The organism is Streptomyces sp. NPDC036764, from assembly GCF_055609385.1.
The window spans coordinates 614468-640071 of record NZ_JBVJPT010000001.1 but is presented as its reverse complement, the minus strand read 5'-3'; the positions used below and the strand labels follow the sequence as shown (position 1 = coordinate 640071).

Sequence of the window (25604 nt, the reverse complement as noted above, 5' to 3'; positions counted from 1 at the left end):
GCTCCGAGAACGCACGGCATCCCGGACTAGTGCCCGTTGTCCTCCAATTCCTCCAGCAACCCCGCGTCGTACGCCAACAGGGCGATCTGGACGCGGTTGTTGAGGTCGAGCTTGGCCAGGACGCGGGAGACGTGGGTCTTGACGGTGGCGACGCTCATGAACAGTTCGGTGGCGATGTCGGCGTTGGCCAGGCCCCGGCCCACCGCGACGGCGACCTCGCGTTCGCGGTCGTTGAGGCCGGTGAGCCGCGCGCGTGCGCGTGTGCGGCGGGTGTCGGCGGCGGAGCCGGCCGCGTGGTCCATCAACTGCCGGGTCACGGTGGGCGACAGGACCGGGTCGCCGGCCGCGACGCGGCGTACCGCGGCGACGATCTCGGCGGGCGGGGTGTCCTTGAGCACGAACCCGGCCGCCCCGGCGCGCAGGGCGCGCAGCACCTGGTCGTCGGCGTGGAAGGTGGTCAGCAGCACCACCTGCGGGGCGTCCTTCCGGCCGCGCAGTTGCTCCGTGGCGGTGAGACCGTCGACCGACGGCATCCGGATGTCCATCAGCACCACGTCCGGCCGGGTGCGGTCGACCAGCGCCTCGACCTCGGAGCCGTCGGACGCCTCGCCGACGATCTCGATGTCGTCGGCGCCGCCCAGCATGAAGGACAGACCGGCCCTGACCAACGGGTCGTCGTCGACGAGGAGGAGCCTGATCGCAGTCATGTGCCTTACGTAATCACGGTTGCACGGAGTTCAGGTGCCGGACGGCGTGGAGTGGCCCGCCTGCACGCGGCGAGGGCCGTTACCGTGCGCGGCGCTTCACGCGCGCGTGGACGCCGATCGGCGGCCCGGCGGGCAACAGCGCACGACGCAGCGCCTGTTGGGCGCCGCACCCCGGGTTCCACGAACGTCACGCCCACGGCAGCACGCCCCGCACCTCGAAGCCACCGTCCGCCGCGGGGCCGTGCTCCAGCCGCCCGCCCGTGAGCGTGGCCCGCTCGGTGAGGCCGATCAGGCCCTGGCCCGAGCCGGGGACGTGCGGTACCCGGCCCTCGGGCGCGGGATTGCGCACCGAGACCGACAGGCCCTCGCCCGGTGCGCCGGTCACCGTCACGGTGACCTCGGTGCCGGGGGCGTGCTTGCGGGCGTTGGTCAGGCCCTCCTGGGCGATGCGGTAGGCGGTGCGGCCGACGGAGGACGGTACGGCGCCGGGGTCGGCGACGCGCTGGTCGAGGGTCACCTTCATGCCGGCCTCCCGTGACTCGGTGACCAGCGCCTCCAGTCCCCCGAGGGTCGGCTGCGGGCGGCCGCCGTCATCGGCCTCGCCGGCCCGCAGCACGCCGATGATCTCCCGCAGGTCCTGGAGGGCCTCGTGGGCGCTCTCCCGGATCACGCCGGCCGCCCGCTGGATCTCCTCGCGGGGCGCGTCGGGCCGGAACTCCAGGGCGCCCGCGTGCACGCTGAGCAGCGTCAGCCGGTGGGCGAGGACATCGTGCATCTCCCGGGCGATGGCCTCGCGGGCGAGCCGCTGCGCCTGCTCGGCCCGCAGCCGGGCCTCGTTCTCGGCGCGTCGGGCGCGATCGCGCAGGCTCAGCACGAGCCGGCGTTTCGACCGTACGAACATGCCCCAGCCGACGATCGCCCCGGTCAGCAGGACGCCGAAGACCATCGCCCAGACGTACGGCACGTCGGGGTCGGGGCGCAGCCAGAAGAACAGCGGAATGAGCAACAGGTCCGCCAGGGCCACCCAGGCGACGTACCGGAAGGGCCTGTGCACGGCGAGCGTGAAGAGAGCGACGACGCCCGCGCCGCCGGCGGTGTTCGACACGAAGCCGATCGGGACCATCGCGACGGCGAGCCCGACCGGCCAGCGGCGCCGCAGCCACACCGCGGCGCAGGAGAGGGCTCCCAGCACCTGGTCGAGGACGGCGTAGCCCTCTGGCAGGTCCTCGCTGTGCACCGTGTCGGCGGCCAGCAGCCCGATGAACACGGCGAGTACGAAGCAGGAGAAGTCGACCACCCAGTCACGCGCGGTGCGCCGGGGTCGCCCGGAGCGGTCAGGGTCGGGATCGAGCTCCTTCACCAGGGCCGACGGCAACAGCCAGCGGCGTCCTGGGAACGCCTGCTGTGCGGCCTCCGGTTCCGGTTCGCTTCCACTCACGGTCGACAAATCTACGCAGCGGGGGACCCCGATGCGCCCCTTCGGGTGCGATCAGCGACCAAAGTCGCGCCGCCATCGACTTCGGTCGCGGCGGACCGCCCGGAACGTGGACTTCCGTCGGCCATGCCTCGCCCCGCGGCTGATGGGTGTGGGGGGTCCGCGGGGCGAGAGTCATGACATGAAGCAGTTGCTGGAGATCCTCGGATTCATCGCCCTGGTACAGGGCATCGCCGGCCTCGTGCACGAGTTCACGGACTGGAACTGGGGTCTCGTGCAGCAGGTCGGCTTCCTCGACGGCTTCGAGATCTACGCGAGCGTCGCACTGCTCGTGCTGGCGGTCGCGCTGTTCGCCGCCGCCGAGAGCCGGAAGTCCGGCTGAAGCCGAAACGGACTCCCGGCCGGTCGCGCCGTTCCTCGGCATCGACCTCGGCCGACGGGCTCAGCAGCCGTAGTCGACCAGGTCGAACGACTCGTAGTGGTCGGCCGTGTAGTAGTCCTCCCGGTTCTGCTCACCGGTGACGATCCGGCGAGCACCGCGCGTAGAGGAACCGGGCGTCTTCACCGTGTACTCGTGGTAGTACCCGGCCGACTGACTCGGCAGGACGCCTTCCCGGTTCTGGAAGACGGTGCCGTCCTGCTCGTAGGGGTAGGGACCGCCCTGCTCGATCAGCCTGAGCGTGTCGTACGCCTGGGAGGGCAGGTCGCTGTAGCAAATGCTGCCCACCGCCGCGGCGGCCGGGGTGGCGGTGACGGTGCCGCCGACGAGAAGGGCGGACAGGACGGCGGCTGCGGCGCCGATGCGAGTGATTCGTGGGGGGAATCTCATGGCTTCATGATGACGCGCGTAGACAGTGGCATGTCAATGTCAAGGGGGCAGAATTTCCCTTCGAGTCCGATGAGTTTTCGGGAAGTTAACGTGCTCCCCGGCACTCTCACCCGATCTCCATGAGGCCGTGCGAGAGCGCCGGCGAGGGATGTCTCACGCATTCTCGGGGAGCTCGAACGTGCCGTACTCGGGGCGGCCCGCCAGGTCGTAGGAGTTGATGGCGACGCCGGTCCTCGTGCTGCTGCCGCCGGTGTGCTTGAAGGCGGTGGGCACGGCGCCCTCCGTGAACAGCCGGTGGCCGCTGCCGAGCACGACCGGGAAGGTCAGCAGGTGCAGGGTGTCGACGAGGCCGAGGGCCAGCAGCGATCTGACGAGGGCGCCGCTGCCGTGCACCTGGAGCTCGCCGTCGGTGCGCTCCTTGAGGGCGGTGACCTCCTTGCCGAGGTCGCCGCTGACCACGGTGGTGCCGGCCCACTCGGGGTCGGTCAGCGTGGAGGAGGCGACGTACTTCGGCAGCGCGTTGAGCTTGGACGCGACCGGGTCGGCGGGGTCGGTCACCTTCGGCCAGTACGAGGCGAAGATGTCGTACGTACGCCGCCCGAGGAGGAAGGCCGCGGGGCGCCCGAAGACCTCGGTGATGAACTGCCCGAAGTCCTCGTCGGCGTACGGAAAGACCCAGCCGCCGTGCTCGAAGCCGCCGCGGGTGTCCTCCTCCCGGCCGCCGGGCGCCTGGTAGACGCCGTCGAGCGTGACGAAGAGGGTGGAGACGAGCTTGCCCATGCCAGTGCCTCTTTTCCGGGGTCGGATCTGTTGTCATCAGCTCAGACCCCACCGGCACCCGCAACTCATCGGTGGGCCGGGTGCCGCCTCACCCCGCGTTCGTCGAGAACAGGCCGCCCGTCGGACCCTGCTTGTCGCCGCCCTGGGCCTTCTTCAGGGCGTTGGCCAGACCCTCGATCGCGAGGGACTGGAGGATGACGCGGCCGTTGCCCTCCAGGGTGGCCAGGGACAGGCCCTCGCCGCCGAACACGGCGTTCATCATCCCCTGGCGGTTCAGGCCCCCGACGCGCTGGACGCCGTACTGGATGCCCTCCTCGAAGGCGACGACGCAGCCGGTGTCGACCTCGACTCGACCGCCGAAGTCGGCGGGGTTGAGGTCGATGAAGTTGCCGGCGCCGGCGATGATCACCGTGCCGCGGCCGGTGAACTTCTCCAGGACGAAGCCCTCGCCGCCCTTCATGCCGGTCCTGCCGCCCTGGAAGGCGATGCCGAAGTCGACCGTGGACTCGGCCGCGACGAAGGCGTCCTTCTCGGCGAACCACGCGCGCGTGCCGTCGAGCTCCAGCGCCCGCATCTCGCCGGGCAGCACGCCCGCGAAGGCGACGGTGCCCTCGCCGCCCTGAGCGGTGAAGTACTGGAACGCCATCGACTCGCCCGCGAGGACGCGCTGGCCGACCTGCATGGCGGTACCCATGGCCTGGCGCAGCATGCCGCCCATGCCGCCGCCCGCGGCGGGTGCGCCGCCCTGGGGCTGCTGACCGGCGGACGGGCCGGTCAGACGGGTCTCCATGGTGACGTTCGTGGTCTTGAACAGGAACTTTCCCGCCTCGCAGTACACGGTCCGACCGGGCTGGAGGCTGACAACCGCCATCTGCATGGCGTTGCCGACGATTTCTTGCTGAAGAGTCACGTGAGGTGAACGAGCAAACCGGAAGAAAGAGTTCCGCAGTCGGCGTCCGGTGCCCTCGACGACCTCCGTGTCCGTTCGCCGCCAGCATCGCGGCCCGCGCGGAGCTGGGATGGACCCATGACAACCACTTACGGAACTCTGCACGGCAAGGTCGCTCTGGTCACGGGCGGCAGCCGCGGCATCGGCGCGGCCACGGCACTGCGGCTGGCCCGGGAGGGCGCGGACGTCGCGGTGACGTACGTGCACGCCAAGGAGGCGGCCGGGGAGGTCGTACGGGCCGTCGAGGCACTGGGCCGGCGGGCCGTGGCCCTGCGGGCGGACGCCGGTGACGCGGACGAGGCGCAGGGCGCGGTGGACCGTGCCGCCGAGGCGCTCGGGGGCCTTCACGTGCTGGTGAACAACGCCGGCGTCGGTGTGCTGGGCCCGCTGGAGGGCCTGTCGCTCACCGATGTGGACCGGGTCCTCGCGGTGAACGTCCGGGGCGTCTTCCTGGCCTCGCGGGCGGCGGCGGGCCGCATGAGTGCCGGGGGCCGGATCATCACGATCGGAAGCTGCATGGCGCAGCGGGTGCCGGGTCCCGGTGGAACGCTCTACGCGACCAGCAAGTCGGCCCTCATCGGCCTGACGAAGGCGCTGGCGCGCGAGCTGGGACCACGCGGGATCACGGCGAACATCGTCCACCCCGGTCCCATCGACACGGACATGAACCCGGCCGACGGCCCGTTCGCGTCCGGCCAGGCGGCCATGACCGCACTGGACCGCTTCGGCACGGCCGAGGACGTGGCGTCGACGGTCGCGTATCTGGCGGCGGCGGACTACGTCACGGGTGCGGAGTTCGCGGTCGACGGGGGCCACGCGGCGTGAGGCGACGTAGGGCGCACACGGCTGCCCGCCGGTGCGCCCCACGAGTTCGGGCGCACCGGCGTGGTCAGGCCCGTGCGCTCCACGAGTTCGGGCACACCGGCATTGTCCGGCGCGGGCCCCACGCGTTCAGGTGCACCAGCGTTGCCCGGCCCGTGCGCCCCGCTGGGTCAGCCGCCCAGCTCCTGGTGGCGGGCCGCCAGTGCCGCCGTGCCCTGCTCCGTCAGGGAGCCGTGCAGGCGCAGGCGGGAGATGCCGCCGTCCGGGAAGATGTCCACGCGCGCGTGCGTGCCGACGGCGGGGGCCGGCAGGACGAAGCGGTGGTTGGTGTCGGGCTGGAGGCGGGTCCGCGGCAGGATCTGCGTCCACTCGCCGTCCTCGCCGTCCTTCACCGACACCGACGCCCAGCCCGCGCTGTTGCCCTTCAGGTACGCCGTGTCGATCTCGACCGCCCTGATCCGGGACTGCGCCACCAGTTGGTAGCCGATCCAGTCGTTGCCCCGGTCGCGGCGCCGGCGGGTCTCCCAGCCGTCGTCCATCTTGCGGGAGCGGCCCGGCTGGATGGTGTTCGTGGCGGGCGAGTAGAAGAGGTCGGAGGCGTCCTCGACCTGGCCGCCGTTCTCCAGGGCGACCACGTCGAAGGTGCCCAGCACCGACAGCCACTCGGGGTCGGGTACGACCTCGCCGTGCACGCGCAGGCGGGCGATGCCGCCGTCGGGGTGCTGGTTGACCCGCAGATGGGTGAAGCGCTGCTCGGCCTGGACGGCGAAGCCGTTCGCCGCGTGGCCGCCGACCGGCGTGCGCGGGACCAGGGTCGTCCACTTGACGTCGTCGCCGAGCAGTTCCTCGGGGGACGGTGAGCCCGGTACCGACGTGCCCTCGACGGACACCGCCTGCGGGTAGTTGCCGCGGAAGTGGGCCGTGTCGACGACGATCCCGCGGATCACGCCGGGCGCCCCGAGGCGCACCAGCGCCCAGTCGTGGTCCTCGGCCGTCGGCCACGGGTGCTCGGACGAGGCGCCGCGGCGGCGCCGGGTCTCCCAGCCGTCCATGATCTTGCCCTTGTGCCCGAAGTGCTCGGGGTCGAACTCGGCCCGCTCGGGCACCAGCAGGTTCTCGCGCTCGGCGAAGAACTCGTCGTTGGCGGCGATGACTCCGGCGCCCAGCCGGCGGTCGGCGAGGTTGGCGTACTGGGTGAACGGGAGGTCGGCGGTGCGGTAGTCCGCGTACGGGTCGCCGCCTCCGTAGGGGTTCGCGTCGCCGGTAAAGCTCGGTATCGCCGTCACGGTGATCAGGTCTGCCTTTCGAGATCGATGGGTGGGATTCAGTCGGTCCGGGTGAGCAGTCGCCCCTTCGGGTCGGTGAACTCGCCGTCCGCGACGATGCGTTCGCCGCGCAGCCAGGTGGACTTCACGACGCCGTACAGGGTCTTGCCTGCGTACGCCGTCACGCGGTTGCGGTGCTGGAGGGCGGCCGGGTCCACGGTGAAGGTCTCGTCGGGCGCGAGGACGGCGAAGTCGGCGTCGCGGCCGGCCTCGATGGCGCCCTTCTGGCCGAGTCCGACGAGCTGCGCGGTCCGCTCGGACATCCAGCGCACCACGTCCTCAAGGCCGTGTCCGCGCTTGCGCGCCTCCGTCCACACGGCCGCCAGGCTGAGCTGGAGTCCGGAGATGCCGCCCCAGGCGGTGGCGAAGTCGTCGGTCTTCAGGTCGGCCGTGGAGGGCGAGTGGTCGGTCACCACGCAGTCGACGGTGCCGTCGGCCAGTGCCTGCCACAGCAGGTCCTGGTTGGCGGACTCGCGGATCGGCGGGCAGCACTTGAACTCGCTGGCGCCGTCGGGGACTTCCTCGGCGGTAAGGGTGAGGTAGTGCGGGCAGGTCTCGACGGTGATCCGTACGCCGTCCCGCTTGGCCTCGGCGATCAGCGGCAGCGCGTCGCTGGAGGAGAGGTGGAGCACGTGCACGCGCGCGTGGAGCCGCTTCGCCTGTGCGATGAGCTGGGCTATCGCCGTGTCCTCCGCGTCGCGCGGGCGCGAGGCGAGGAAGTCGGCGTACTTGGGGCCGCCGTGCTGCGGGGCGGCGTCGAGGTGGCGGGGGTCCTCGGCGTGCACGATCAGCAGGCCGCCGAAGGAGGTGATCTCCGCCAGGGACACCGCGAGCCGGTCCTGGTCGAGGTGCGGGAACTCGTCCACCCCGGACGGCGAGAGGAACGCCTTGAAGCCGAAGACCCCGGCCTCGTGCAGCGGGCGCAGGTCCTTGACGTTGTCGGGCAGGGCGCCGCCCCAGAAGCCGACGTCGATGTGCGCCTTGTCCGCGGCAACCTCCTGCTTCGTACGGAGGTTGTCGACCGTCGTGGTCGGCGGCAGGGAGTTGAGCGGCATGTCGACGAGGGTCGTGATGCCGCCGGCCGCCGCGGCGCGCGTGGCGGTCCAGAAGCCCTCCCACTCGGTACGCCCGGGGTCGTTGACATGCACGTGCGTGTCGACCAGGCCGGGCAGCAGGACGTCGTCACCGAGGTCCACCAGTCGGGCGCCGGACGGGACTTCGGCGTCGTGGCCGAGTACGGCCGTGATCTTGCCGGCGGACACGACGACCGAGGCGGCCCGCGTCCCTTCCGGGGTGATGACACGCGTCGAGCGCAGCACCAGTTCAGCGTCGGACACCCGGACCCCTCTCTGCCGCCGTTGACTTCCGCGTAACGGAATTCAACTTTCTGTTGAAGAGTCTTCACTCCCGTTCCGGTGCCGTCAAGGGCACACTTCTCCACAGTGCACCTGTGCGCCACTCTCTGGACGTTTCCACAAAGCGGAATTACAATTCCATCAAGCAGAACGTAGCTACGTACAACCAGGGAGTCAACCGACCGACGGGTAGGCTTCAGCCCTTCCACCGGTCCCGAAAGGAACGCGCCGTGCCGACGTCCAGCGCCAGCACCACCGACACCGCCAAGTCCAACGGCGGCGGCGTCCAGTCCCTCGAGCGCGCCTTCGACCTGCTCGAGCGGATGGCGGATGCGGGCGGCGAGGTGGGCCTGAGCGAGCTTTCCGCGAGCAGCGGGCTGCCGCTGCCCACCATCCACCGCCTCATGCGCACGCTCGTGGCGTGCGGATACGTCCGCCAGCAGCCCAACCGCCGCTACGCCCTCGGCCCGCGCCTGATCCGCCTCGGCGAGTCCGCGTCCCGGCTGCTGGGCACCTGGGCCCGCCCCTACCTCGCCCAACTGGTCGAGGAGACCGGCGAGACGGCGAACATGGCCCTGCTCGACGGCGACGAGATCGTCTATGTCGCCCAGGTGCCGTCCAAGCACTCGATGCGCATGTTCACCGAGGTCGGCCGGCGCGTCCTGCCGCACTCCACCGGCGTCGGCAAGGCGCTGCTCGCCTCCTTCCCGCCGGAGGAGGTGCGCGCACTGCTGTCCCGTACCGGGATGCCGGCCGCCACGGAGAAGACGATCACCACGCCGGACGGTTTCCTCGCGGCGCTGGAGGACGTCCGCCGCCAGGGTTACGCCGTCGACGACAACGAGCAGGAGATCGGCGTCCGCTGCCTCGCGGTCCCGGTGCCGAACTCCCCGACCGCGGCGGCCATCTCGATCTCCGGCCCGGCCGGCCGGGTCACCGAGGCGGCCACGGACAAGATCGTGCCGGTGCTCCAGCAGGTGGCCGGTGAACTGTCGGAGGCACTGGCCAGCCAGAACCCCGCGTGAGCGCGTCGGTGCGCCGGCCGGGCAGCTACACGGACCGGCACGGCACAAGGAGATCGTCTTCGGCCCCGGGCTACCGGGGCCCGCTCCCGTTCCGCCCCTGAACTAGCGGCGCGGCTCGCCGAACATCTCCACCGCGTCGCGCACCTGCGTGAGCCCCGGGGACAGCGCGCTCACCGACCCGATCGCCCCGGCGATCAGCAGCAGCGACCTCCGCAGCCGGGGAGTCTCCGGCACTCCCGAGACCGCCATCGCGGCCAGCACCGCGAGTTCGTCCTCGGCGATCGCACGGTCCGGGAACTCGGCGGGATGCGCGGCGAGTTCGCGGCGCAGACGGGACACCGCCGTCCGCAGTTCCGCCACCCTCGAGTCCTCGTCGCTGCCCGCCACCGGCCTCTGCCCCAAGCTCCGCAACAAAGCTCCCCCCTCGCACGCCGTTGTGCGCCAGTCATCGCGCAATCCCCGCCGAGCACCCCTGGCGTAGCTCGGGCGCCGGGGACGCGGGTCAGTAAACGCCACCCGATGCCGAAGCGCCACCGCACGGACGGAATTTCAGTCGTTGGGAGTCGGGCCTGCGCGCAGGTGTCGGGTATGCAGGACGCATGACGGAGAAAGACCTGACGCATGACTGAGAACGGACCGCCTCCGATCGCCGGTCTGCTGCTCGCCGCCGGCGGCGGCCGACGCCTCGGCGGACGCCCCAAGGCCCTGCTCCCGCACCGCGGCCGGCCCCTCGTGGAGTACGCCGCCGGAGTGCTGCGCGCGGCCGGCTGCGCCCGCGTCCACGTGGTGCTGGGAGCCGGCGCCGAGGCCGTACGGGAGCGGGCGGAACTCGGCGACTGCGTCCTGGTGGAGAACCCGCACTGGGCCGATGGGATGGGCTCCTCACTGCGCGCCGGGCTCGATTCGCTCGCCGGTACGGGGGCGCAGGCGGCGCTCGTCTCGCTCGTCGACCAGCCCGGCATCGGAGCGGAGGCGGTCGCGCGCGTACTCGCCGCCTACGTGGACGAGACGTCGCTCGTCTCGGCCGCCTACGCCGGGGTACGCGGTCACCCCGTCCTGTTCGGGGCCGCCCACTGGACGGGCATCGCGGCGAGCGCGACCGGCGACCGGGGGGCACGCGCCTATCTCAGGGAGCACACCGAGGAGGTCCGGCTCGTCGAGTGCGGGGACGTGGCACGGCCGTACGACATCGACACGGAGGCCGACCTGAGCCACCTTGAGTGAGCGGGGTGGCACCGAGCGCCACCTTTGCTCGACTCAGAGAATCTCGACATCAACAAACCATTGAACTTCCACCATGAGGAAACTAGTATCCACTGTTCAGAAGCGCCTGACCGCTCCACAGGCGCCGCTAGCCGTATCCGGGAAGACTGGCACCCGGTGCCAGAAGCTCGACAGCTCGTCCACGTAGCTCGCTGAAGGAAGTGACAGCTCATGTCCGCACCAGCGCCGTCCCCGCTGGCCATCGTCGACGCCGAGCCCCTGCCCCGGCAGGAGGAGGTCCTCACGGAGGCGGCCCTCGCCTTCGTGGCCGAGCTGCACCGGCGGTTCACCCCCCGGCGTGACGAGCTGCTCGCCCGCCGCGCGGAGCGCCGCGCCGAGATCGCCCGGACGTCCACGCTCGACTTCCTCCCGGAGACCGCCGCGATCCGCGCGGACGACTCCTGGCGAGTGGCCCCGTGCCCGCCCGCGCTCCAGGACCGCCGCGTCGAGATCACCGGCCCCACCGACCGCAAGATGACCATCAACGCCCTCAACTCGGGCGCGAAGGTCTGGCTCGCCGACTTCGAGGACGCCTCCGCACCCACCTGGGAGAACGTCGTCCTCGGCCAGGTCAACCTGAGCGACGCGTACACCCGGAACATCGACTTCACCGACGACAGGTCCGGCAAGTCGTACGCCCTCAAGGCCGCCGACGAACTCGCGACCGTCGTCATGCGCCCGCGCGGCTGGCACCTGAACGAGCGTCACCTCCAGGTCGACGGCGAGCCGGTCCCCGGCGCCTTCGTCGACTTCGGCCTGTACTTCTTCCACAACGCCCAGCGCCTGCTCGACCTCGGCAAGGGCCCGTACTTCTACCTCCCGAAGACGGAGTCGCACCTGGAGGCCCGCCTCTGGAACGACGTGTTCGTCTTCGCGCAGGACTACGTCGGCATCCCGCAGGGCACCGTCCGCGCGACCGTCCTGATCGAGACGATCACGGCGGCGTACGAGATGGAGGAGATCCTCTACGAACTGCGCGACCACGCCTCCGGGTTGAACGCCGGCCGCTGGGACTACCTGTTCTCCATCGTCAAGAACTTCCGTGACGGCGGCGCCAAGTTCGTCCTGCCGGACCGCAACGCGGTGACGATGACCGCCCCGTTCATGCGGGCGTACACCGAACTCCTCGTCCGCACCTGCCACAAGCGCGGCGCGCACGCGATCGGCGGCATGGCGGCGTTCATCCCGTCCCGGCGCGACGCCGAGGTCAACAAGGTGGCCTTCGAGAAGGTCCGCGCCGACAAGGACCGCGAGGCCGGCGACGGCTTCGACGGCTCCTGGGTCGCCCACCCCGACCTGGTCCCGATCGCCATGGAGTCCTTCGACAAGGTCCTCGGCGACAAGCCGAACCAGAAGGACCGGCTGCGCGAGGACGTCCACGTCGAGGCGGCCGACCTCATCGCGATCGACTCCCTGGCGGCCAAGCCGACGTACCCGGGTCTGATCAACGCCGTCCAGGTCGGCATCCGTTACATCGAGGCATGGCTGCGCGGCCTCGGCGCGGTCGCCATCTTCAACCTCATGGAGGACGCGGCCACCGCCGAGATCTCCCGCTCGCAGATCTGGCAGTGGATCAACGCGGGCGTCGAGTTCGAGAACGGCGAGAAGGCCACGCCCGAACTGGCCCGCAAGGTCGCCGCCGAGGAACTGGCGAACATCCGCGCCGAGATCGGCGAGGAGGCCTTCGCGGCCGGCCACTGGCAGCAGGCCCACGACCTGCTCCTGGAGGTCTCCCTCGACGAGGACTACGCGGACTTCCTGACGCTGCCCGCGTACGAGCAGCTCAGGGGCTGACCTACTCCTGCGCAGGCTTGTCCGAGTGGCCCAGGGACTTCCCCGGGGCCACTCGGTCGCGTACGGCCTGCTTGACCGCCGTCGGCTCGGGGAATCCCTGTTCGCGACGGTCCCAGACCACCTCGTCGTCCACGCGGACGACGAACACGCCACCCTTGCCGGGCTTCAGCGCCAGCTCGGACAGCTCCGCCTCGAAGGTCGTCAGCAGTTCCTGCGCCAGCCAGGCCGCGCGCGGCAGCCACCTGCACTGGGTGCAGTACTCGATCTCCACACGAGCGCTCATCCGAGGTGCACCGACCAATCCTGTTCCGCGGCCGGTTTGCCGTGCAGGTCGGGGACCTGCTTCAGCCACTTCGGCCGGCCCTGCTGAGACTTCGCCGCCCTGCGGGCCTCTTCGGCGGCGAGTTCCTCCCCGGTGGGGAAGTCGGTGGGGAGCCAGGCGGCGGAGGCCCGCACGCGCGCGTGGAGGTGGGCGACGTAGGCCTCACGGGCCGCGTCGGGCGTCCCGGGGCCCATCTCATCGGCCAGCCAGGCGTCCGGTACCTCCGCCACGATCCCGCGCAGCAGTTCCTCGGTCACCCTGGGCGCCAGCTCCGCGTCCGCGGCGCGCACGTCGGGGGCGTAGTGGCCCAGGGCGTGGTGCCGGAAGTCGTAGGCCTTCTCGGGGTCCGAGCCGTCCCAGCGGTGGTGGAAGATCAGGGCCGCTCCGTGGTCGATCAGCCACAGACGCGGCGGTACGGTGCCGAGCGTCGGCCAGATCATCAGGTTCGAGCTGTGGATCGTTCGGTCGACGTTCGCGGTCAGCGCGTCCAGCCAGACGATCCGGCCCGCTTCCAGCGGGTCCACGGGGAAGGTCTTCGCGGCCTGCGGGGTGAAGTCCCGCGCGCCCGGCAGGAAGTCCATGCCGAGATTGACGCCCGCGCTGGCGGCGTGCAGTTCGCGCACCTCCTGGTGCGGTTCGCTGTCCGCGACGGCGGGGTCGAAGTGCACCAGGACCAGCTCGGGGAAACGCAGGCCGAGGGCCCGCGCGAGCTCTCCGACGATCACCTCGGCGACCAGCGCCTTGCGGCCCTGCGCGGAGCCGGTGAACTTGACTACGTACGTGCCCAGGTCGTCGGCCTCGACGACGCCGGGGACGGAGCCGCCGGAGCGCAGGGGTTCGACGTAGCGGGTCGCGGTGACCTCTCTCAACATCTTCCAAGGCCCCGCATCTCGTTTGCCTTACATTCCATCATTCCAAGACCAGCTCCGCCCGGTGCGATCCTGGAAACCTTAACCAGGCGGGACAGCCGGGGCTTCCCGCAAGGGCAGATACGGCCGGTCAGACTTCCTCGTCCATCCTGATCGACTTTCGCAGGTCCTCGGTGGCCTCGCCGGTCTTGCCCTCCCGCTCCTCCAGAAGGGCCGCGGCGATGGCGTCCAGCTTCCGCTGGATCGCGTGCTCGGCCCGCTGCTCGGAGTTCTTCAGCAAGGCCAGCAGCATCAAGGTCACCGCGGTCATCAGGTCCCCGGCCAGGAACATCCACTCGCCATCGAGCCCGGCGACGTGCGTGACGATGAAGAAGGCCACGAGTACCAGGCAGATCACGTAGAAGGCCGGGGAGCTGGTGAAGTGGGCCGCGGCTTCGGACAGCCGCTTGAAGCGCCCGTCCGCCCGGGCGGCAGGGTGTCGAACGGTCATGGCCGCCGCCTTCCGCAGTGCTGGAAGATGCCCGGTCCGAGTTCCCGACATCGTCGGCTCCATGAATGCGGGTGACCGCCTGCGGAGACGGGCGATCCGGTACCGACGGCCGGTGGCCCGGTCGGCACGGCGCCGGCCTTCGCGGGTCCCGCCGCCGCTCTCGGCACTCACCCCGCCAGTGGGTTCGGCAGTGGCAGATAGCGGGCGGCCGCGCCGTCCGCGCCCGTCCAGCGCAGCAGCAGGTTGGTCTTGCCGGGCAGCGTGGGGGACGACAGCAGGGCCGGGATCTCGGGGAGGTCATGGCGGCACAGCTCGCGGCGGACCGCCGGCCAGGGATCCAGGGCCGGGTGCTGTTCGACGAGGGCGCCGGCGATCTCCACGAGGTGGTTGACGACCAGGCAGTACACCAGCCGCTCCCAGCCGGCCTCCCGCGACACCTCCGGCAGCAGCTTGACGCCCTCGGCGTCCCGGAACAGGGCCTGGACCGGCATTCCGGCGCGGTCGACGGCGACCAGCGTGTTCTGCAGGTGCGCCTCCAGGACGACGCCGTGATCGGCGAAGGCCGCGAGGGCGGGCGGGACGACCTGGGCCAGATACGCCTGCCACCAGGTGTCCGGATCCTCGACACCGTCCAGCGGGCTGCCCTGGAAGCCCTCGACCAGCCCCGCGGCCAGCAGCGGCGTCGCGCCCGCGAGCACGCTCCCGCGCAGTCCGTCGCGGACCAGGACCGCGAGTTCCTCGAAGGCGAAGTCGGCGGTGCGGTAGCCGCGGTCGGCGAGCCAGGCGGCGGGGCCGTCCTGCGCGGCGAGGGCGGCGGTCGCGGCGATGTCGGTGCGGCGCAGTCTCAGCAGGTCGTGGCGCCACAGCCGACGGATGTCGTTGGTGATGCGCACATCCAGGCTGAACTTCAGGAAGAGGTCGTGCCCGGGGGCGTACAGCGTGCGGATCGCGGCCGTCGGCCAGGCGTCGAAGCCGGTCGTGCCCAGCCGCACCAGCCGGCCGTCCGCGAACGCGTCCACGAGCTCCCGTCCGGTCAGGTCGAGCTGCCAGGGGTGCGCGGGCAGCAGGCGGTAGCCGGGCGGGGCCTCGCCCAGGGCGTCCAGAGCGGTGGTGTCGCCCTCCTCGACGACCGCGTCCTCGCGCACGCCGAGCAGCGTCAGCGGGAAGCGGGCGTGCGCCTCGGGGGCGTAGGGCAGCCAGGCGGCGACCGGGCCGCCGCCGCGCGCCTTGGGCGCGGGGTGGTAGGGGTGGCCGGTCAGGAGGGACTGCTCGGAGCGCAGGTAGAGGTCGTCCGGCGGCGTGGCACGCGCGCGTGCCGTGAGCAGCGCCGCCACCGCGTCCCGGCTGTCGATGATCTCGGCGGGCAGTTCGTGGTTGGACAGTCCGGTGTGCCGGCGCAGCTCGTCGGCCACGAGTTTGACCACTTCGGTGTGGCCGACGCGCTGCCACGCGCCGTCCACGTGCACCTCGGGCTCGGCGGGCCGCCGGCCGCCGCGGACCCGCAGCAGGCGGCCGGTGCCGCCCAGCCGGTACACCCGCGGCTCCCCGTCCACCGCGGCCGGCTCCGCACCGCCGGACCCCGCGTACGGCTCGGCCACCTCGCGCAGCAGGCAGTTGAGCAGGGGCGCGAGCGCGCGGGCGTCGGCGCGGTCCGCGACGTCGGCTGCTGTCGGAGGGGTGAGGTGCACGTGATCCACTCGTTCTCTACGGTCCGTTCCGGTGGGATGACGATCAGTATGTCTGTCGTCGGCGCCTGCCCCGACGCCCTACTCGTACCCGAGGAGCCCACCCGTGCACCGTCCTCCCAGCGCAGAGGCCGAGGTCGCCGCCGAACTGGCCGAAGTGCGCCCCGACCTCGCGGCGCGCTACACGGCCGAACTCCCCGGAGCCCGGGCGGCCGTCCTGACCCGGCTGTGGCGTGCGCTCGCCTGCGAGCCGCTGCCCTGGGTGGCCGGCCGTGAGCGGGGCGAGGCGGGCCTGACCCTGCGCCTTTCGGACGGCCGCCGACTGCACGGCCCGCATGCGGACCCGTACGCCACCGCCGCGTACGTCACCGCCGTCCGGCTCGACGAGACCTCCTACGACGATCCGGCCCGGCTGCTGACCGATCTGGCCGTGCCGCACGGTACGTCCTTCGCCGCCGAACTCGGCCACAGTGTCGCCTCGACGGCGCTGTCACGGGCCGGGCAGGAGGCTCACTCGATTCAGTGGCCGGAGCTGGACTGGGAGTGGGAGCAGCGGGTGGTGGACGGGCATCCGTTCCACCCCAACTGCCGTTCCCGGCCCGGCTTCTCGGTGGCCGAGCAGTTGGCGTACGGTCCCGAGCACCGGCCGGTGGTGAGGCTGGGCCTGGTGCCGGTGCGGGCGGACGAGTGTCTGGTGACGGGCGAGTGGCCGCAGGGGATGTCGGACGGGGAGCGGCTGCTGATCCCGGTGCATCCGTGGCAGGCGGAGCACGTCCTGAAGCGCCCTCGCGATCCTTACGACGACGCGGTCGCCGCGCATCCGCTGATGTCCCTGCGCACGCTCGCTGTGCCCGGGGGACCGCACGTCAAGACCGCGTTGAGCGCCCGGCTGACCTCGTCGGTGCGGGACATCTCGGTGTACTCCATCGGTCTGTCGGCCACGCTGTCGTCGTTCGGTCAGCTCCTCGCGGCCCGCATGGACGGGCTGCTGCACGTCACGCGCACGCTGGGCGCGGCCACGGCCGGCTCCCCCGATCTGGCGGCGGTGGTCCGTGAGTCGCCGCAGGAGTACGCCGGGCCCGGTGAGCGGGTCGTGCCGGTGGCCGCGCTGGCGACCACGGAGCTGCCCGGGTCCCCGGCGTGGCTGGCGGATTTCACGCGGCTCGCGCTCACCGTGGGCCTGCGGCTGCTGGAGCTGGGCGTGGCCCTTGAGGCGCACGGGCAGAACCTGCTCGTGGTGCTGTCGGCGGACGGCTCGCCGGTGCGTCTGGTCTACCGCGACCTGGCCGACATCCGCGTCAGTCCGGCGCGGCTGGCCCGGCACGGCATCCCGGTGCCGGAGCTGACGGGCCGGATCGTCACGGACGATGTGACGGCCCTGCGCCGCAAGTTGTCCGGCTCGCTGGTGGCGGGGGCGCTCGCGGGTACGGCGGGCTCGGGTGCCGCGCTGCGCGCAGCGCTGGAAGCGGTCGTACGCGACCTGCCGGACACCGTGGACCTGGCGGCGCTGTGTGAGGAGCCGCTGCCGACGAAGGCGTTGACGCTGATGCGGCTGTCGCCGGGGACGCCCGGGGACCAGTGGGCGGAGCTGGCCAATCCGCTGGTCAGCGAGGTGTTCTGACCTCGTTTTGAAGCGGGACACCTGAGATCAATAGGATCCGCCGATGATCAGAACACAACGGCTGGCGGCAGGGATCTGTGCCCTGCTCGCCGCGCTCACGGCCGGGACAGCCTTCCCGGCCGGGGCGGTCGCCGACGAGATAAGCGCCACCGCCCCGAAGGTCGATCTCGTGATCGACGTCAGCGGCTCCATGCGGGCGAAGGACATCGACGGCCAGTCGCGGATGGCCGCGGCGAAGCAGGCCTTCAACGAGGTGCTGGACGCGACCCCCGAGGAGGTCCAGCTCGGCATCCGCACCCTCGGCGCCAACTACCCGGGCGACGACCGCAGGACGGGCTGCAAGGACACCGCGCAGCTCTACCCGGTCGGCCCGCTGGACCGCACCGAGGCCAAGACCGCGGTGGCGACGCTGACGCCCACCGGCTGGACCCCGATCGGCCCCGCGCTGCTGAAGGCGGCCGACGACCTCGACGGCGGCGAGGGCTCCAAACGCATCGTGCTGATCAGCGACGGCGAGGACACCTGCGCCCCGCTCGACCCGTGCGAGGTGGCCCGGGAGATCGCCGCCAAGGGCATCGGCCTGACCATCGACACGCTCGGCCTGGTCCCGAACACCAAGCTGCGTCAGCAGCTCAGTTGCATCGCCGAGGCGACCGGCGGCACCTTCACCTCGGTCGAGCACACCGACGAACTCGCCGACAAGGTCAACCAGTTGGTGGACCGGGCGGCGGACCCGGTGGTGACGCCGGTCGCGACGACGGGCGCGGACCAGTGCGCGAAGGCACCGACGCTGAAGTCCGGCCTGTACACCGACCGCGAGGAGTTCGGGCAGCAGCGCTGGTACCGCGTGGACGTCGAGCCCGGCCAGGAGCTGCGCGCGTCGGTGAGCGTGTCGGCCGACCGGGCCGTGAACCCCTCCTACGGGGTGCTGCTGCGGGCGGTGACCGAGCGCGGCCGGGAGATCGTGCGCGGCGAGGCCGCGGGCAACGGCCGCACCGACGTCGTGTCGACCGGTCTGCGCTACCCAAAGGCGGAGGCCGACGGGGACGACGAGGACACCGCGCCCGCCGAGACCGTGTGCCTCCAGGTCACCCAGTCCTTCTCGGCGGGCTCCGGAGTGCAGGCCACGCCCGGTCTGCCGCTGGAGCTGACGGTCGACGTCGTGGACGGGCCGTCGTCGTCGAGCGATGTGGCCTCCTTCGGTCTCGGGCGCGGCTGGTGGCTGCTCGGCGCGCTGATCCTCACCGGCTTCCTCGCCGGTCTCGTCTGGGGCTGGCTGTCGCGCTGGCGCGTCGCGGTCTGGAGGACCAACTGATGCGGATCACCCGAGTGTTGAGCGGCGCCCTGCTGGCGCTGGGGCTTGCGGCGGGTCCCGCCGCGGCCGACTCCTCACCGTCGCCGAGCGCCTCGGAGGAGGGCGGCGCGCCGACCACGGCGGGCACGTCCTTCCGTACGGCGGCCGAGGTCGAGCAGGGGCAGACGGCCACGGCGAGCGCGTCCACGGGCGACTACCTGTACTGGTCGTTCCCCGCGGACGCCGGACAGCGCCCCACCGTGAAGGCGACGGTGAAGCTGCCGGACACGCATGCCGCCGAGACCTGGCAGATCGACGTGTACGACGGCCTGCGCCGCCGTCAGGCCTGCCAGTACGGCGCCCAGACCCGCACCGCCGCGGCGAACTCCGCCTCGGTCGAGCTGACCTGCGTCCTGCGCACCGTGCGGGCCTGGTCGGAGCAGTGGGCCGACGACCCGCTGCCGGGCACCTACTACATCCGGCTGACGGTCGTGGAGGTACCCACCTCCGACCTCGGTCTGCCGGTCGGCGCCGAGGTCCGGGTCGACTCCAAGGACATCGGCGGTTCGGCCGCGGTGGACGGGGCGCTTTCGCAGCCGCTCGTGCCCGGCGTGGCCGTGAAGTCGCAGGAGGACGAGGAGAGTTCGTCGGCCTCGGCGGTGCTGTCCAGCATCGAGCCCGAGGACGGCTGGGCCTCCGGTTGGTGGTCCGACCGCTGGGTGTGGACGGCGATCGGCGGGGTGCTGGCCGCGCTCGCGGGCATCGGCGGTTACGCGCTGACCCGCGGGGCTGGGCGGCCGACCCGGGTGCCGCCGGGCGCCTGACATACCGTCACGAGGGGCTCATCGCGAGGGCGGTGGGCCCCTTGGCCGTTCACGCCTCGTTGAGCGCCTTGGCGAGTGTGCCCTCGCCGGTCACCTCGATACGGCCGCCCCGTACGGCGTCGGTCACGCTCAACTCGCCCCGGGCGACGGCCTCGCATGTCCCGGAGTCCAGGACCAGCCGTGCGTCGGGCTCCCCGGGGGCGGGTCCGTCGCCGTAGACCTGCCCGTCCTCGGCGCCGACGTACAGATGGAAGTGCCCTTCCTCCAGTTGGACTTCGAGCAGCCCCTCGCCCTCCCCGTTCGCCCGCAGGGCTCGCAGCAGCGGCAGCGCGAACCAGTGCGCGCGCACCGCGTCGGTGGGCCGCCGCTCGCCGAGCTCGGCCTGGCCCCACTCCCCCAGCGCCTGGAGCACGGGCAGCAACTCCCGGCCGCGCGAGGTGAGTTCGTACACGTAGGCCGCTCCGGGCGGCGGCAGCCTGCGCCGTGTGCTGATGCCGTCCCGCTCCATGTCCTTCAGCCGCGACGCGAGGACGTCCGTGCTGACGCCGGGGAGGTCGGCGTGCAGGTCGGTGTAGCGCCGCGGGCCGGCCAGCAGCTCCCGGACGATCAGCAGGGTCCAGCGGTCGCCGACGGCGTCGAGCGCGCGGGCGGCGGAACAGTACTGGTCGTAGCTTCGGCGAGGTGACATGCGACGCAGTCTAGACATGTTGTTGGACTTTCCAAGCTCGAACTTGGTAAAACCAAGCAACACACGAAACCGGAGGGGCGAGCGCGCATGGAGTTCCGGCAGTCGAGCAAGCTGAGCGAGGTCTGTTACGAGATCCGCGGCCCGGTGATCGAGCAAGCGAACGCGCTGGAGGAGGCGGGCCACAGTGTGCTGCGCCTGAACACCGGCAACCCCGCGCTCTTCGGCTTCGAGGCGCCGGAGGAGATCCTCCAGGACATGATCCGGATGCTCCCCCAGGCGCACGGCTACACCGACTCGCGCGGCATCCTCTCCGCCCGCCGCGCCGTCGCCCAGCGCTACCAGACGCTCGGCCTGGAGGTCGACGTCGACGACGTCTTCCTCGGCAACGGCGTGTCCGAGCTGGTCTCCATGGCCGTACAGGCACTGGTCGAGGACGGCGACGAGATCCTCATCCCCGCCCCGGACTTCCCGCTGTGGACGGCCGTGACGACACTCGCCGGCGGCAAGGCGGTCCACTACCTGTGCGACGAGCAGTCCGACTGGTACCCGGACCTGGACGACATGGCGTCCAAGATCACGGACCGCACCAGGGCGGTCGTCATCATCAACCCGAACAACCCCACCGGCGCGGTCTACCCCAAGGAGATCCTGGAGGGCATTCTCGACCTCGCCCGCCGGCACGGCCTGATGGTCTTCGCCGACGAGATCTACGACCAGATCCTGTACGACGACGCCGTGCACCACTCGGTCGCCACCCTCGCCCCCGACCTGGTGGTCCTCACCTTCTGCGGCCTCTCCAAGACGTACCGGGTGGCGGGCTTCCGCTCCGGCTGGCTGGTGGTCACGGGGCCGAAGCAGCACGCGAAGGACTACCTGGAGGGCCTGACCATGCTGGCCTCCATGCGCCTGTGCGCCAACGCGCCCGCCCAGTACGCCATCCAGGCGGCCCTCGGCGGCCGCCAGTCGATCAAGGACCTGACGACCCCCGGCGGCCGCCTGCACGAACAGCGCGAAGTGGCCTGGGAGAAGCTCAACGAGATCCCCGGCGTGTCCTGCGTGAAGCCGAAGGGCGCGCTGTACGCCTTCCCGCGCATCGACCCCAAGGTGCACAAGATCCACGACGACGAGAAGTTCGTCCTGGACCTGCTGCTGCGCGAGAAGATCCAGGTGGTCCAGGGCACGGGCTTCAACTGGCCGGCGCCCGACCACTTCCGCATCCTGACCCTGCCGTACGCGGAGGACCTGGAGGCGGCGATCGGGCGGATCGGGCGATTCCTGAGCGGGTACCGGCAGACATGACCGCCCGGGGTGGGTAGGACCCTTCCATGAGCACCCGCCCCTTTCTGCTCCTCGACGTGGACGGCCCCCTGAACCCGTTCCGCGCCCTGTACCTCGGCCATCGCGGCTATGTCACGCGTCGGCTGCACCCGGCGAACTGGTCCGAGCGGCAGCGGCCGGGGTCGCTGCGGCAGCGGCGCGGGCTCAGGGTGCGGTTGCATCCGGGGCACGGAGCGAGGCTGCTGGCGCTGCCGTACGAGCTGGCCTGGGCGACCACCTGGCAACACCAGGCCAACGAGATGATCGCGCCGGTGATCGGGCTGCCCCGTGACCTGCCGGTCATCGAGTGGCCCGAGATGTTCGCCGAGGATGCCGACGGGCTGTACTGGAAGACCCGGCACGTGGTGGCGTGGGCGGCGGGGCGGCCCTTCGTCTGGGTCGACGACATGGTCACCGACCGGGACGTACGGCATGTCGCGGCCCACCACGGCGGCGCCGCGCTGCTGCTCCCGGTCGACGCGCGCAGGGGGCTGCGCGAGCACGACTTCGCGGAGTTGGAGCGCTGGGCTCTGCGCCTGTGACGATGAGTGATCTCTTAGCCTGGGACCATGAGTGATCTCTTCCTCGTCCGGCACGGCGAGACCGAGTGGTCCCGCTCCGGACGGCACACCGGCTGGACCGACGTACCGCTCACCGAGCACGGGCGGGAGGAGGCGCGGGGGCTCGTGCCGCTGATCCGCTCGCACAGGATCGGGGCGTCGTTCGTCAGCCCGGCACAGCGGGCACGGGAGACGGCCGAGCTGATCGGGCTGCACGGCACGCAGGTCGACACCGACCTGCGGGAGTGGGACTACGGCGGCTACGAGGGCATCACGACCGTCGAGATCCAGCACGAACGGCCCGACTGGTTCCTGTTCCGGGACGGTGTCGCGCCCGGGCCGCCGGACCATCCCGGGGAGACCCCGGAGCAGGTCGGGGAGCGTGCCGACCGGATGCTGGCCAAGGTGGACGCCGCGTTCGCCAACACCGAGGGATGCGTGGTGCTGGTGGCCCACGGGCACTTCCTGCGCGTGCTCACGGCCCGGCGGCTCGGGCTGCCGCCCGCGGACGGTGCGCTGTTCCAACTGGCCACGGGAACCGTGTGCCGGCTGAGCACGGAACACGGGCGGCCGGTGATCGCGGGGTGGAATGTCAGACCCACGCCGTAGCCTTCCCGGCAGATGGGGTTGCCGCCCTGCCGCGGGGCGGGGCCGGCGCCCGAACGCCCGGGGAGGAGCACGCCGTGACCAGACCACCGACCGCGGCCCAGCGGCGTGTCATCGACGCCGCCGATCCCGACACGGGACGGCTGCGGGGCACGGAGACACAACTCGCGGCACTGGTGAAGCGGGGCCTCGCCTTCCGGCACCCGCGACCCCCGCACGATCACTTTCTGACACCGGCGGGACATCGGATACGGGATTCCGAGCAGACGCCGCCCGCGCGGACCGAGGCCGCCGCCGCGAGGGGCGTGTTCGCCGCGCGGATCGGCGGTGAGGGAGACGCCCCGCAGTTGGGCCCGGCCCGGCTGCGTGAGGTGCGCGGGGCCTGGCAGGGGCTGCTGGAGCTGCGCCGGATGACCAATCCGGACGGCGCCGTGGACCGGCCGTGCGGCTGGGAGCGTACGCATCTGGTGCAGGCCGCCGCGCTCGCGCTGGAGGCGGCCGGCCACCCGCCGGCCGGACCGGACTCCGAGGAGGGGTACCGGGTGCGGGCCACCCCGCAGCCGGAGGCCATCGCCGTGCACGAGAGCGACGGCGCGCGACTGCGGGCCTGCGCGGCCACACTGGAAGAGGCGGGCTGGCAGGTCGGCGAGCACACCGAACCGCGGACCAGGGCGCGCTATCTGCTGGCGTCCCCGCGCCGGGCATGACGTGCGTGCCAAGATCTGTGCACTGGGCACCGGATGTGAGAAGGGGAAGCAGTGAGCGAGCAGTTTTCGGTCCGGGTCACCGTCCGCGGCTACGAGACCGACACCCAGGGGCACGTGAACCAGAGCGTGTACATCAACTACGCCGAGCACGCCCGCTGGTCGCTGCTCCAGGCCGCGGGCATCACCCAGACGGGATTGACGGGCAAGGGGGTGGGTCCCGTCGCACTGGAGACGACCATCCGCTACGAACGCGAGCTCCTCGCCGGTGACGAGGTCGATGTGACGTGCGCCTTCGAGTGGTCGGGCGGCAAGACGTTCAACGTCCGGCAGACCATAAGCAAGGCCGACGGCACGGTGGCGGCCGAACTCACGGGCGTCGGCGGGCTGCTGGACCTGAGGGAACGCAAGCTGGTGGCGAATCCGCAGGACTACTTCAAGGAACTGTCCACGGACCCGAGCCTGTTCGGCCTCTAGTCACACCTGCCCTGACGCCGAGCCCTGGTAGTGCCGGTGCGAGCGCGGGTCGTGTGGGGAGGCGGGGCTGGGAGGGGCGTCGGATCCACCGGGACCGGCGCCCCTACGCCGTGCTCAGTCCGCCTCGAAGGCCGTCCTGTGGTCCTCGGCCCACTCCCGGTAGCTGCGCGCCGGGCGCCCCAGGATCCGCGGTACGTCGTCGGTGACGACGGCGTTGCCGCCCTCCGCGATGAAGCGGGCGCTCGCCATGAGGCTGTCCGCGTAGGCGGCGCCCAGGCCCGCGCCGAGGAGATGTTCGCGGCGCTGGTCCGGGGTCAGTTGGAGGAGCTCCAGCGGGCGGCCGAGGATCTCGCCGAGGACCGCGGCCTGGTCGCCGGCGCTGATCGCCTCGGGTCCGGTCAGGGTGTAGGTGTGCCCCGCGTGGCGCGGGTCGAGCAGTGCGTGCACGGCGACTTCGGACACATCCCGCGGGTCGACCACGCCCTGCCTGCCGTCACTCATCGGGTTGGGCGCCGGGGTGCCCTGCCGGAATGCCTCCACCCAGGCGAGGGAGTTGGAGGCGAAGGCGGAGGGGCGCAGCACGGTCCACTCAAGGCCGCTCACCCGGGCGGCCTCCTCGCCGGGCAGGTGCCAGGTGCCGAACCCTGGCAGTCGGGGGTCTCCGGTGCCGATCGAGGAGAGCTTCACGATCCGCCGTACCCCGGCCGCCCGTGCCGCCTCGACCAGGCCCCGGTCGTACTCGGCGTCGTCGGGGCCGAACACGCCGACCAGGAAGGCCGCTTGCACGCCCGCCATCGCCCCCTCGACCGAGGCCCGGTCCCGATGGTGGCCGGGTACGGCCTCGACACCCGAGGGCACCCGGGCCGCCGCCGGGTCCCGGGTCAGGGCGCGCACCTTCTCCCCACGCGCCGCGAGCTGCCGTACGACTTCACTGCCGATGGTGCCGGTGGCACCCGTCACAAGGATCATGTCCACCACGGTGGCCCTCGGGCGGCGCCGGACTCTTGGAAATTCCGGCACGGTTCACCGGCCCGCACTGCCGTGTGCCGGGCATACGGTGGAGGGGTGACGAACACCTTCTCCCGACAGGTCCTGCCGACGCCGGAGGCGCTGCGCCCGTGGATCACGGGCATCGGGTCCGTGTCGGTGAGCGCCGAGTCGGCGGACCCGTACGTCCAACTCCCGGACACCAGCACGAAGATGGTCTTCCGGGTGACTGAGGACGGCCGCCGCAGCGCCATGGTCGTCGGCCCGCGCACCCGCGCCTCCTACCACCGGGGCAAACGGTTCACGTCCTGCCTCGAGATGCGGCTGGCGCCCGGTACCGCCCGTCCCCTGCTCGGTGTCCCGGCGGTCGAGCTCGTGGGCGACGCCGTGCCCCTGGACGAACTGCCCGGTGCCGCCGCGCGCCAACTGGCCCGCGAGCTCTCGCACATGGCGCCGGAGCAGGTGGTGCCGCATCTGGCGGAGGCGCTCCCGGACCGGCTGTCCGCCACCGCGGACCGCTCGCGCACCGCCCTGTTGCAGGCCGGTGCGGACGCGTTGTCGATGCGCGTCGGCCACGTCCCCGGGCAGGTGCGGGACGTGGCACGTGAACTCGCCGTCAGTGAGCGCCAGTTGCGTAATCTCTTCGCCGAGGGCGTCGGCCTCTCCCCGAAGCACTACGCCCGTATCGACCGGGTCCAGGCGGTGCTGGCCCAGGCCGACGACGTGCCCTGGGCACAGCTCGCCGTCGCCTCCGGCTACTACGACCAGTCTCATATGACGTCCGACTTCCGCACCCTCATGGGCGTCCCGCCCCGCTCGTACTTCAGCGGCCGCCTTCCCGCCGCCCAGCCGTGCCGGGTCGCCGCGCGCCGTTGA

Annotated in this window: 28 protein-coding genes; 14 read left to right on the top strand and 14 right to left on the bottom strand. The window is 71.7% G+C overall.

Features of this window, described 5'->3' with window-relative positions; genetic code table 11:
* Window positions 1-26: 26 nt before the first annotated feature.
* Entirely contained in the window at window positions 27-707 is a 681-nt protein-coding gene (locus tag ACZ69Q_RS02740; RefSeq protein WP_471035152.1) for a response regulator transcription factor, read from the bottom strand.
* 187 nt (window positions 708-894) lie between these two features.
* Entirely contained in the window at window positions 895-2145 is a 1251-nt protein-coding gene (locus ACZ69Q_RS02735) for a sensor histidine kinase (protein ID WP_471035147.1), read from the bottom strand.
* Window positions 2146-2323: 178 nt separating this feature from the next.
* Between ACZ69Q_RS02735 and ACZ69Q_RS02730 the strand changes: the two genes are divergently transcribed.
* Window positions 2324-2524 carry a hypothetical protein gene (locus tag ACZ69Q_RS02730; protein WP_471035143.1) on the top strand — a complete coding sequence of 67 codons (201 nt, stop codon included), beginning with the start codon at window positions 2324-2326 and terminating at the stop codon, window positions 2522-2524.
* A 60-nt stretch (window positions 2525-2584) separates the two neighbouring features.
* Here the strand turns inward: ACZ69Q_RS02730 and ACZ69Q_RS02725 are convergent, their stop codons facing one another.
* From ACZ69Q_RS02725 to ACZ69Q_RS02715, 3 genes are all read right to left on the bottom strand, one after another.
* A complete protein-coding gene (locus ACZ69Q_RS02725) occupies window positions 2585-2971 on the bottom strand; it encodes a guanyl-specific ribonuclease (RefSeq protein WP_471035138.1) in 387 nt (128 codons plus the stop codon).
* Window positions 2972-3124: 153 nt separating this feature from the next.
* A complete protein-coding gene (locus tag ACZ69Q_RS02720; RefSeq protein ID WP_471035134.1) occupies window positions 3125-3751 on the bottom strand; it encodes a dihydrofolate reductase family protein in 627 nt (208 codons plus the stop codon).
* An 88-nt stretch (window positions 3752-3839) separates the two neighbouring features.
* A complete protein-coding gene (locus tag ACZ69Q_RS02715; RefSeq protein ID WP_471035130.1) occupies window positions 3840-4661 on the bottom strand; it encodes an AIM24 family protein in 822 nt (273 codons plus the stop codon).
* 117 nt (window positions 4662-4778) lie between these two features.
* Between ACZ69Q_RS02715 and ACZ69Q_RS02710 the strand changes: the two genes are divergently transcribed.
* The gene (locus ACZ69Q_RS02710) at window positions 4779-5525 is read left to right on the top strand and encodes a 3-oxoacyl-ACP reductase family protein (protein WP_471035125.1); all 747 of its coding nucleotides are present in this window, start codon (window positions 4779-4781) and stop codon (window positions 5523-5525) included.
* 167 nt (window positions 5526-5692) lie between these two features.
* Here the strand turns inward: ACZ69Q_RS02710 and alc are convergent, their stop codons facing one another.
* Together alc and allB are read right to left on the bottom strand one after the other, a co-directional pair.
* The gene (gene alc, locus ACZ69Q_RS02705) at window positions 5693-6808 is read right to left on the bottom strand and encodes an allantoicase (RefSeq protein WP_471035122.1); all 1116 of its coding nucleotides are present in this window, start codon (window positions 6806-6808) and stop codon (window positions 5693-5695) included.
* 38 nt (window positions 6809-6846) lie between these two features.
* Window positions 6847-8184 carry an allantoinase AllB gene (allB, locus tag ACZ69Q_RS02700; RefSeq protein WP_471035118.1) on the bottom strand — a complete coding sequence of 446 codons (1338 nt, stop codon included), beginning with the start codon at window positions 8182-8184 and terminating at the stop codon, window positions 6847-6849.
* 248 nt (window positions 8185-8432) lie between these two features.
* Between allB and ACZ69Q_RS02695 the strand changes: the two genes are divergently transcribed.
* The gene (locus ACZ69Q_RS02695; protein WP_471035114.1) at window positions 8433-9227 is read left to right on the top strand and encodes an IclR family transcriptional regulator; all 795 of its coding nucleotides are present in this window, start codon (window positions 8433-8435) and stop codon (window positions 9225-9227) included.
* Window positions 9228-9329: 102 nt separating this feature from the next.
* Here ACZ69Q_RS02695 and ACZ69Q_RS02690 read toward each other — a convergent pair whose 3' ends face one another.
* Window positions 9330-9641 carry a DUF5955 family protein gene (locus tag ACZ69Q_RS02690; protein WP_471035110.1) on the bottom strand — a complete coding sequence of 104 codons (312 nt, stop codon included), beginning with the start codon at window positions 9639-9641 and terminating at the stop codon, window positions 9330-9332.
* A gap of 207 nt (window positions 9642-9848) precedes the next feature.
* Here ACZ69Q_RS02690 and ACZ69Q_RS02685 point away from each other — a divergent pair, with 207 nt between their 5' ends.
* Together ACZ69Q_RS02685 and aceB are read left to right on the top strand one after the other, a co-directional pair.
* Complete coding sequence (locus ACZ69Q_RS02685) at window positions 9849-10451, top strand: nucleotidyltransferase family protein (RefSeq protein WP_471035106.1); 603 nt, start codon at window positions 9849-9851, stop codon at window positions 10449-10451.
* Between the two features lie 210 nt (window positions 10452-10661).
* Window positions 10662-12284, top strand: a complete 1623-nt coding sequence (aceB, locus tag ACZ69Q_RS02680; protein ID WP_471035102.1) for a malate synthase A — start codon at window positions 10662-10664, stop codon at window positions 12282-12284.
* A 1-nt stretch (window position 12285) separates the two neighbouring features.
* On the opposite strand, the gene ACZ69Q_RS02675 is transcribed toward aceB, so the two are convergent.
* From ACZ69Q_RS02675 to ACZ69Q_RS02660, 4 genes are all read right to left on the bottom strand, one after another.
* Window positions 12286-12567, bottom strand: coding sequence for an Rdx family protein (locus ACZ69Q_RS02675; protein WP_471035099.1), 282 nt, complete (start codon window positions 12565-12567; stop codon window positions 12286-12288).
* Window positions 12564-13478, bottom strand: a complete 915-nt coding sequence (locus ACZ69Q_RS02670) for a HipA family kinase (RefSeq protein ID WP_471035095.1) — start codon at window positions 13476-13478, stop codon at window positions 12564-12566. The genes ACZ69Q_RS02675 and ACZ69Q_RS02670 overlap by 4 nt, the downstream gene beginning before the upstream one ends.
* Window positions 13479-13605: 127 nt before the next feature.
* Complete coding sequence (locus tag ACZ69Q_RS02665; RefSeq protein WP_471035091.1) at window positions 13606-13965, bottom strand: hypothetical protein; 360 nt, start codon at window positions 13963-13965, stop codon at window positions 13606-13608.
* Window positions 13966-14132: 167 nt separating this feature from the next.
* On the bottom strand, window positions 14133-15662 hold the full coding sequence (locus tag ACZ69Q_RS02660; RefSeq protein WP_471035088.1) for an IucA/IucC family protein: 1530 nt from the start codon (window positions 15660-15662) through the stop codon (window positions 14133-14135).
* 94 nt (window positions 15663-15756) lie between these two features.
* Between ACZ69Q_RS02660 and ACZ69Q_RS02655 the strand changes: the two genes are divergently transcribed.
* Genes ACZ69Q_RS02655 through ACZ69Q_RS02645 form a run of 3 tightly spaced genes read left to right on the top strand, consistent with a single transcriptional unit; the run spans window position 15757 to window position 19389 of the window.
* Window positions 15757-17271 carry an IucA/IucC family protein gene (locus ACZ69Q_RS02655; protein WP_471035084.1) on the top strand — a complete coding sequence of 505 codons (1515 nt, stop codon included), beginning with the start codon at window positions 15757-15759 and terminating at the stop codon, window positions 17269-17271.
* Window positions 17272-17314: 43 nt separating this feature from the next.
* Window positions 17315-18586, top strand: coding sequence for a VWA domain-containing protein (locus ACZ69Q_RS02650; RefSeq protein WP_471035081.1), 1272 nt, complete (start codon window positions 17315-17317; stop codon window positions 18584-18586).
* Entirely contained in the window at window positions 18586-19389 is an 804-nt protein-coding gene (locus ACZ69Q_RS02645; RefSeq protein WP_471035078.1) for a hypothetical protein, read from the top strand. Before ACZ69Q_RS02650 ends, ACZ69Q_RS02645 begins: the two co-directional genes overlap by 1 nt.
* 49 nt (window positions 19390-19438) lie before the next feature.
* Here the strand turns inward: ACZ69Q_RS02645 and ACZ69Q_RS02640 are convergent, their stop codons facing one another.
* Entirely contained in the window at window positions 19439-20077 is a 639-nt protein-coding gene (locus tag ACZ69Q_RS02640) for a winged helix-turn-helix transcriptional regulator (protein WP_471035075.1), read from the bottom strand.
* 87 nt (window positions 20078-20164) lie between these two features.
* On the opposite strand from ACZ69Q_RS02640, the gene ACZ69Q_RS02635 reads away from it, so the two are divergent.
* From ACZ69Q_RS02635 to ACZ69Q_RS02615, 5 genes are all read left to right on the top strand, one after another.
* A complete protein-coding gene (locus ACZ69Q_RS02635; RefSeq protein ID WP_471035072.1) occupies window positions 20165-21376 on the top strand; it encodes a pyridoxal phosphate-dependent aminotransferase in 1212 nt (403 codons plus the stop codon).
* 26 nt (window positions 21377-21402) lie between these two features.
* Window positions 21403-21936 (top strand): HAD domain-containing protein, encoded by a 534-nt coding sequence (locus ACZ69Q_RS02630; RefSeq protein ID WP_471035069.1) that lies wholly within the window; start codon window positions 21403-21405, stop codon window positions 21934-21936.
* A 27-nt stretch (window positions 21937-21963) separates the two neighbouring features.
* Window positions 21964-22563, top strand: a complete 600-nt coding sequence (locus tag ACZ69Q_RS02625; RefSeq protein WP_471035064.1) for a histidine phosphatase family protein — start codon at window positions 21964-21966, stop codon at window positions 22561-22563.
* A 74-nt stretch (window positions 22564-22637) separates the two neighbouring features.
* Window positions 22638-23267: a hypothetical protein gene (locus tag ACZ69Q_RS02620; RefSeq protein ID WP_471035061.1), complete on the top strand. Its 630-nt coding sequence runs from the start codon at window positions 22638-22640 to the stop codon at window positions 23265-23267.
* 51 nt (window positions 23268-23318) lie between these two features.
* Complete coding sequence (locus ACZ69Q_RS02615) at window positions 23319-23741, top strand: acyl-CoA thioesterase (RefSeq protein ID WP_471035057.1); 423 nt, start codon at window positions 23319-23321, stop codon at window positions 23739-23741.
* 114 nt (window positions 23742-23855) lie between these two features.
* Here the strand turns inward: ACZ69Q_RS02615 and ACZ69Q_RS02610 are convergent, their stop codons facing one another.
* Window positions 23856-24710, bottom strand: coding sequence for an NAD(P)H-binding protein (locus ACZ69Q_RS02610; protein ID WP_471035054.1), 855 nt, complete (start codon window positions 24708-24710; stop codon window positions 23856-23858).
* A 96-nt stretch (window positions 24711-24806) separates the two neighbouring features.
* On the opposite strand from ACZ69Q_RS02610, the gene ACZ69Q_RS02605 reads away from it, so the two are divergent.
* A complete protein-coding gene (locus tag ACZ69Q_RS02605) occupies window positions 24807-25604 on the top strand; it encodes a helix-turn-helix domain-containing protein (RefSeq protein ID WP_471035050.1) in 798 nt (265 codons plus the stop codon).

What these genes read in the sequence shown, in the direction of transcription:
- ACZ69Q_RS02740 (WP_471035152.1), bottom strand. Translation starts at nt 707, where the DNA reads ATGACTGCGATCAGGCTCCTCCTCGTCGACGACGACCCGTTGGTCAGG.
- ACZ69Q_RS02730 (WP_471035143.1), top strand. Translation starts at nt 2,324, where the DNA reads ATGAAGCAGTTGCTGGAGATCCTCGGATTCATCGCCCTGGTACAGGGC.
- ACZ69Q_RS02725 (WP_471035138.1), bottom strand. Translation starts at nt 2,971, where the DNA reads ATGAGATTCCCCCCACGAATCACTCGCATCGGCGCCGCAGCCGCCGTC.
- ACZ69Q_RS02720 (WP_471035134.1), bottom strand. Translation starts at nt 3,751, where the DNA reads ATGGGCAAGCTCGTCTCCACCCTCTTCGTCACGCTCGACGGCGTCTAC.
- ACZ69Q_RS02710 (WP_471035125.1), top strand. Translation starts at nt 4,779, where the DNA reads ATGACAACCACTTACGGAACTCTGCACGGCAAGGTCGCTCTGGTCACG.
- ACZ69Q_RS02685 (WP_471035106.1), top strand. Translation starts at nt 9,849, where the DNA reads ATGACTGAGAACGGACCGCCTCCGATCGCCGGTCTGCTGCTCGCCGCC.
- aceB (WP_471035102.1), top strand. Translation starts at nt 10,662, where the DNA reads ATGTCCGCACCAGCGCCGTCCCCGCTGGCCATCGTCGACGCCGAGCCC.
- ACZ69Q_RS02675 (WP_471035099.1), bottom strand. Translation starts at nt 12,567, where the DNA reads ATGAGCGCTCGTGTGGAGATCGAGTACTGCACCCAGTGCAGGTGGCTG.
- ACZ69Q_RS02670 (WP_471035095.1), bottom strand. Translation starts at nt 13,478, where the DNA reads ATGTTGAGAGAGGTCACCGCGACCCGCTACGTCGAACCCCTGCGCTCC.
- ACZ69Q_RS02665 (WP_471035091.1), bottom strand. Translation starts at nt 13,965, where the DNA reads ATGACCGTTCGACACCCTGCCGCCCGGGCGGACGGGCGCTTCAAGCGG.
- ACZ69Q_RS02650 (WP_471035081.1), top strand. Translation starts at nt 17,315, where the DNA reads ATGATCAGAACACAACGGCTGGCGGCAGGGATCTGTGCCCTGCTCGCC.
- ACZ69Q_RS02645 (WP_471035078.1), top strand. Translation starts at nt 18,586, where the DNA reads ATGCGGATCACCCGAGTGTTGAGCGGCGCCCTGCTGGCGCTGGGGCTT.
- ACZ69Q_RS02640 (WP_471035075.1), bottom strand. Translation starts at nt 20,077, where the DNA reads ATGTCACCTCGCCGAAGCTACGACCAGTACTGTTCCGCCGCCCGCGCG.
- ACZ69Q_RS02635 (WP_471035072.1), top strand. Translation starts at nt 20,165, where the DNA reads ATGGAGTTCCGGCAGTCGAGCAAGCTGAGCGAGGTCTGTTACGAGATC.
- ACZ69Q_RS02630 (WP_471035069.1), top strand. Translation starts at nt 21,403, where the DNA reads ATGAGCACCCGCCCCTTTCTGCTCCTCGACGTGGACGGCCCCCTGAAC.
- ACZ69Q_RS02625 (WP_471035064.1), top strand. Translation starts at nt 21,964, where the DNA reads ATGAGTGATCTCTTCCTCGTCCGGCACGGCGAGACCGAGTGGTCCCGC.
- ACZ69Q_RS02610 (WP_471035054.1), bottom strand. Translation starts at nt 24,710, where the DNA reads ATGATCCTTGTGACGGGTGCCACCGGCACCATCGGCAGTGAAGTCGTA.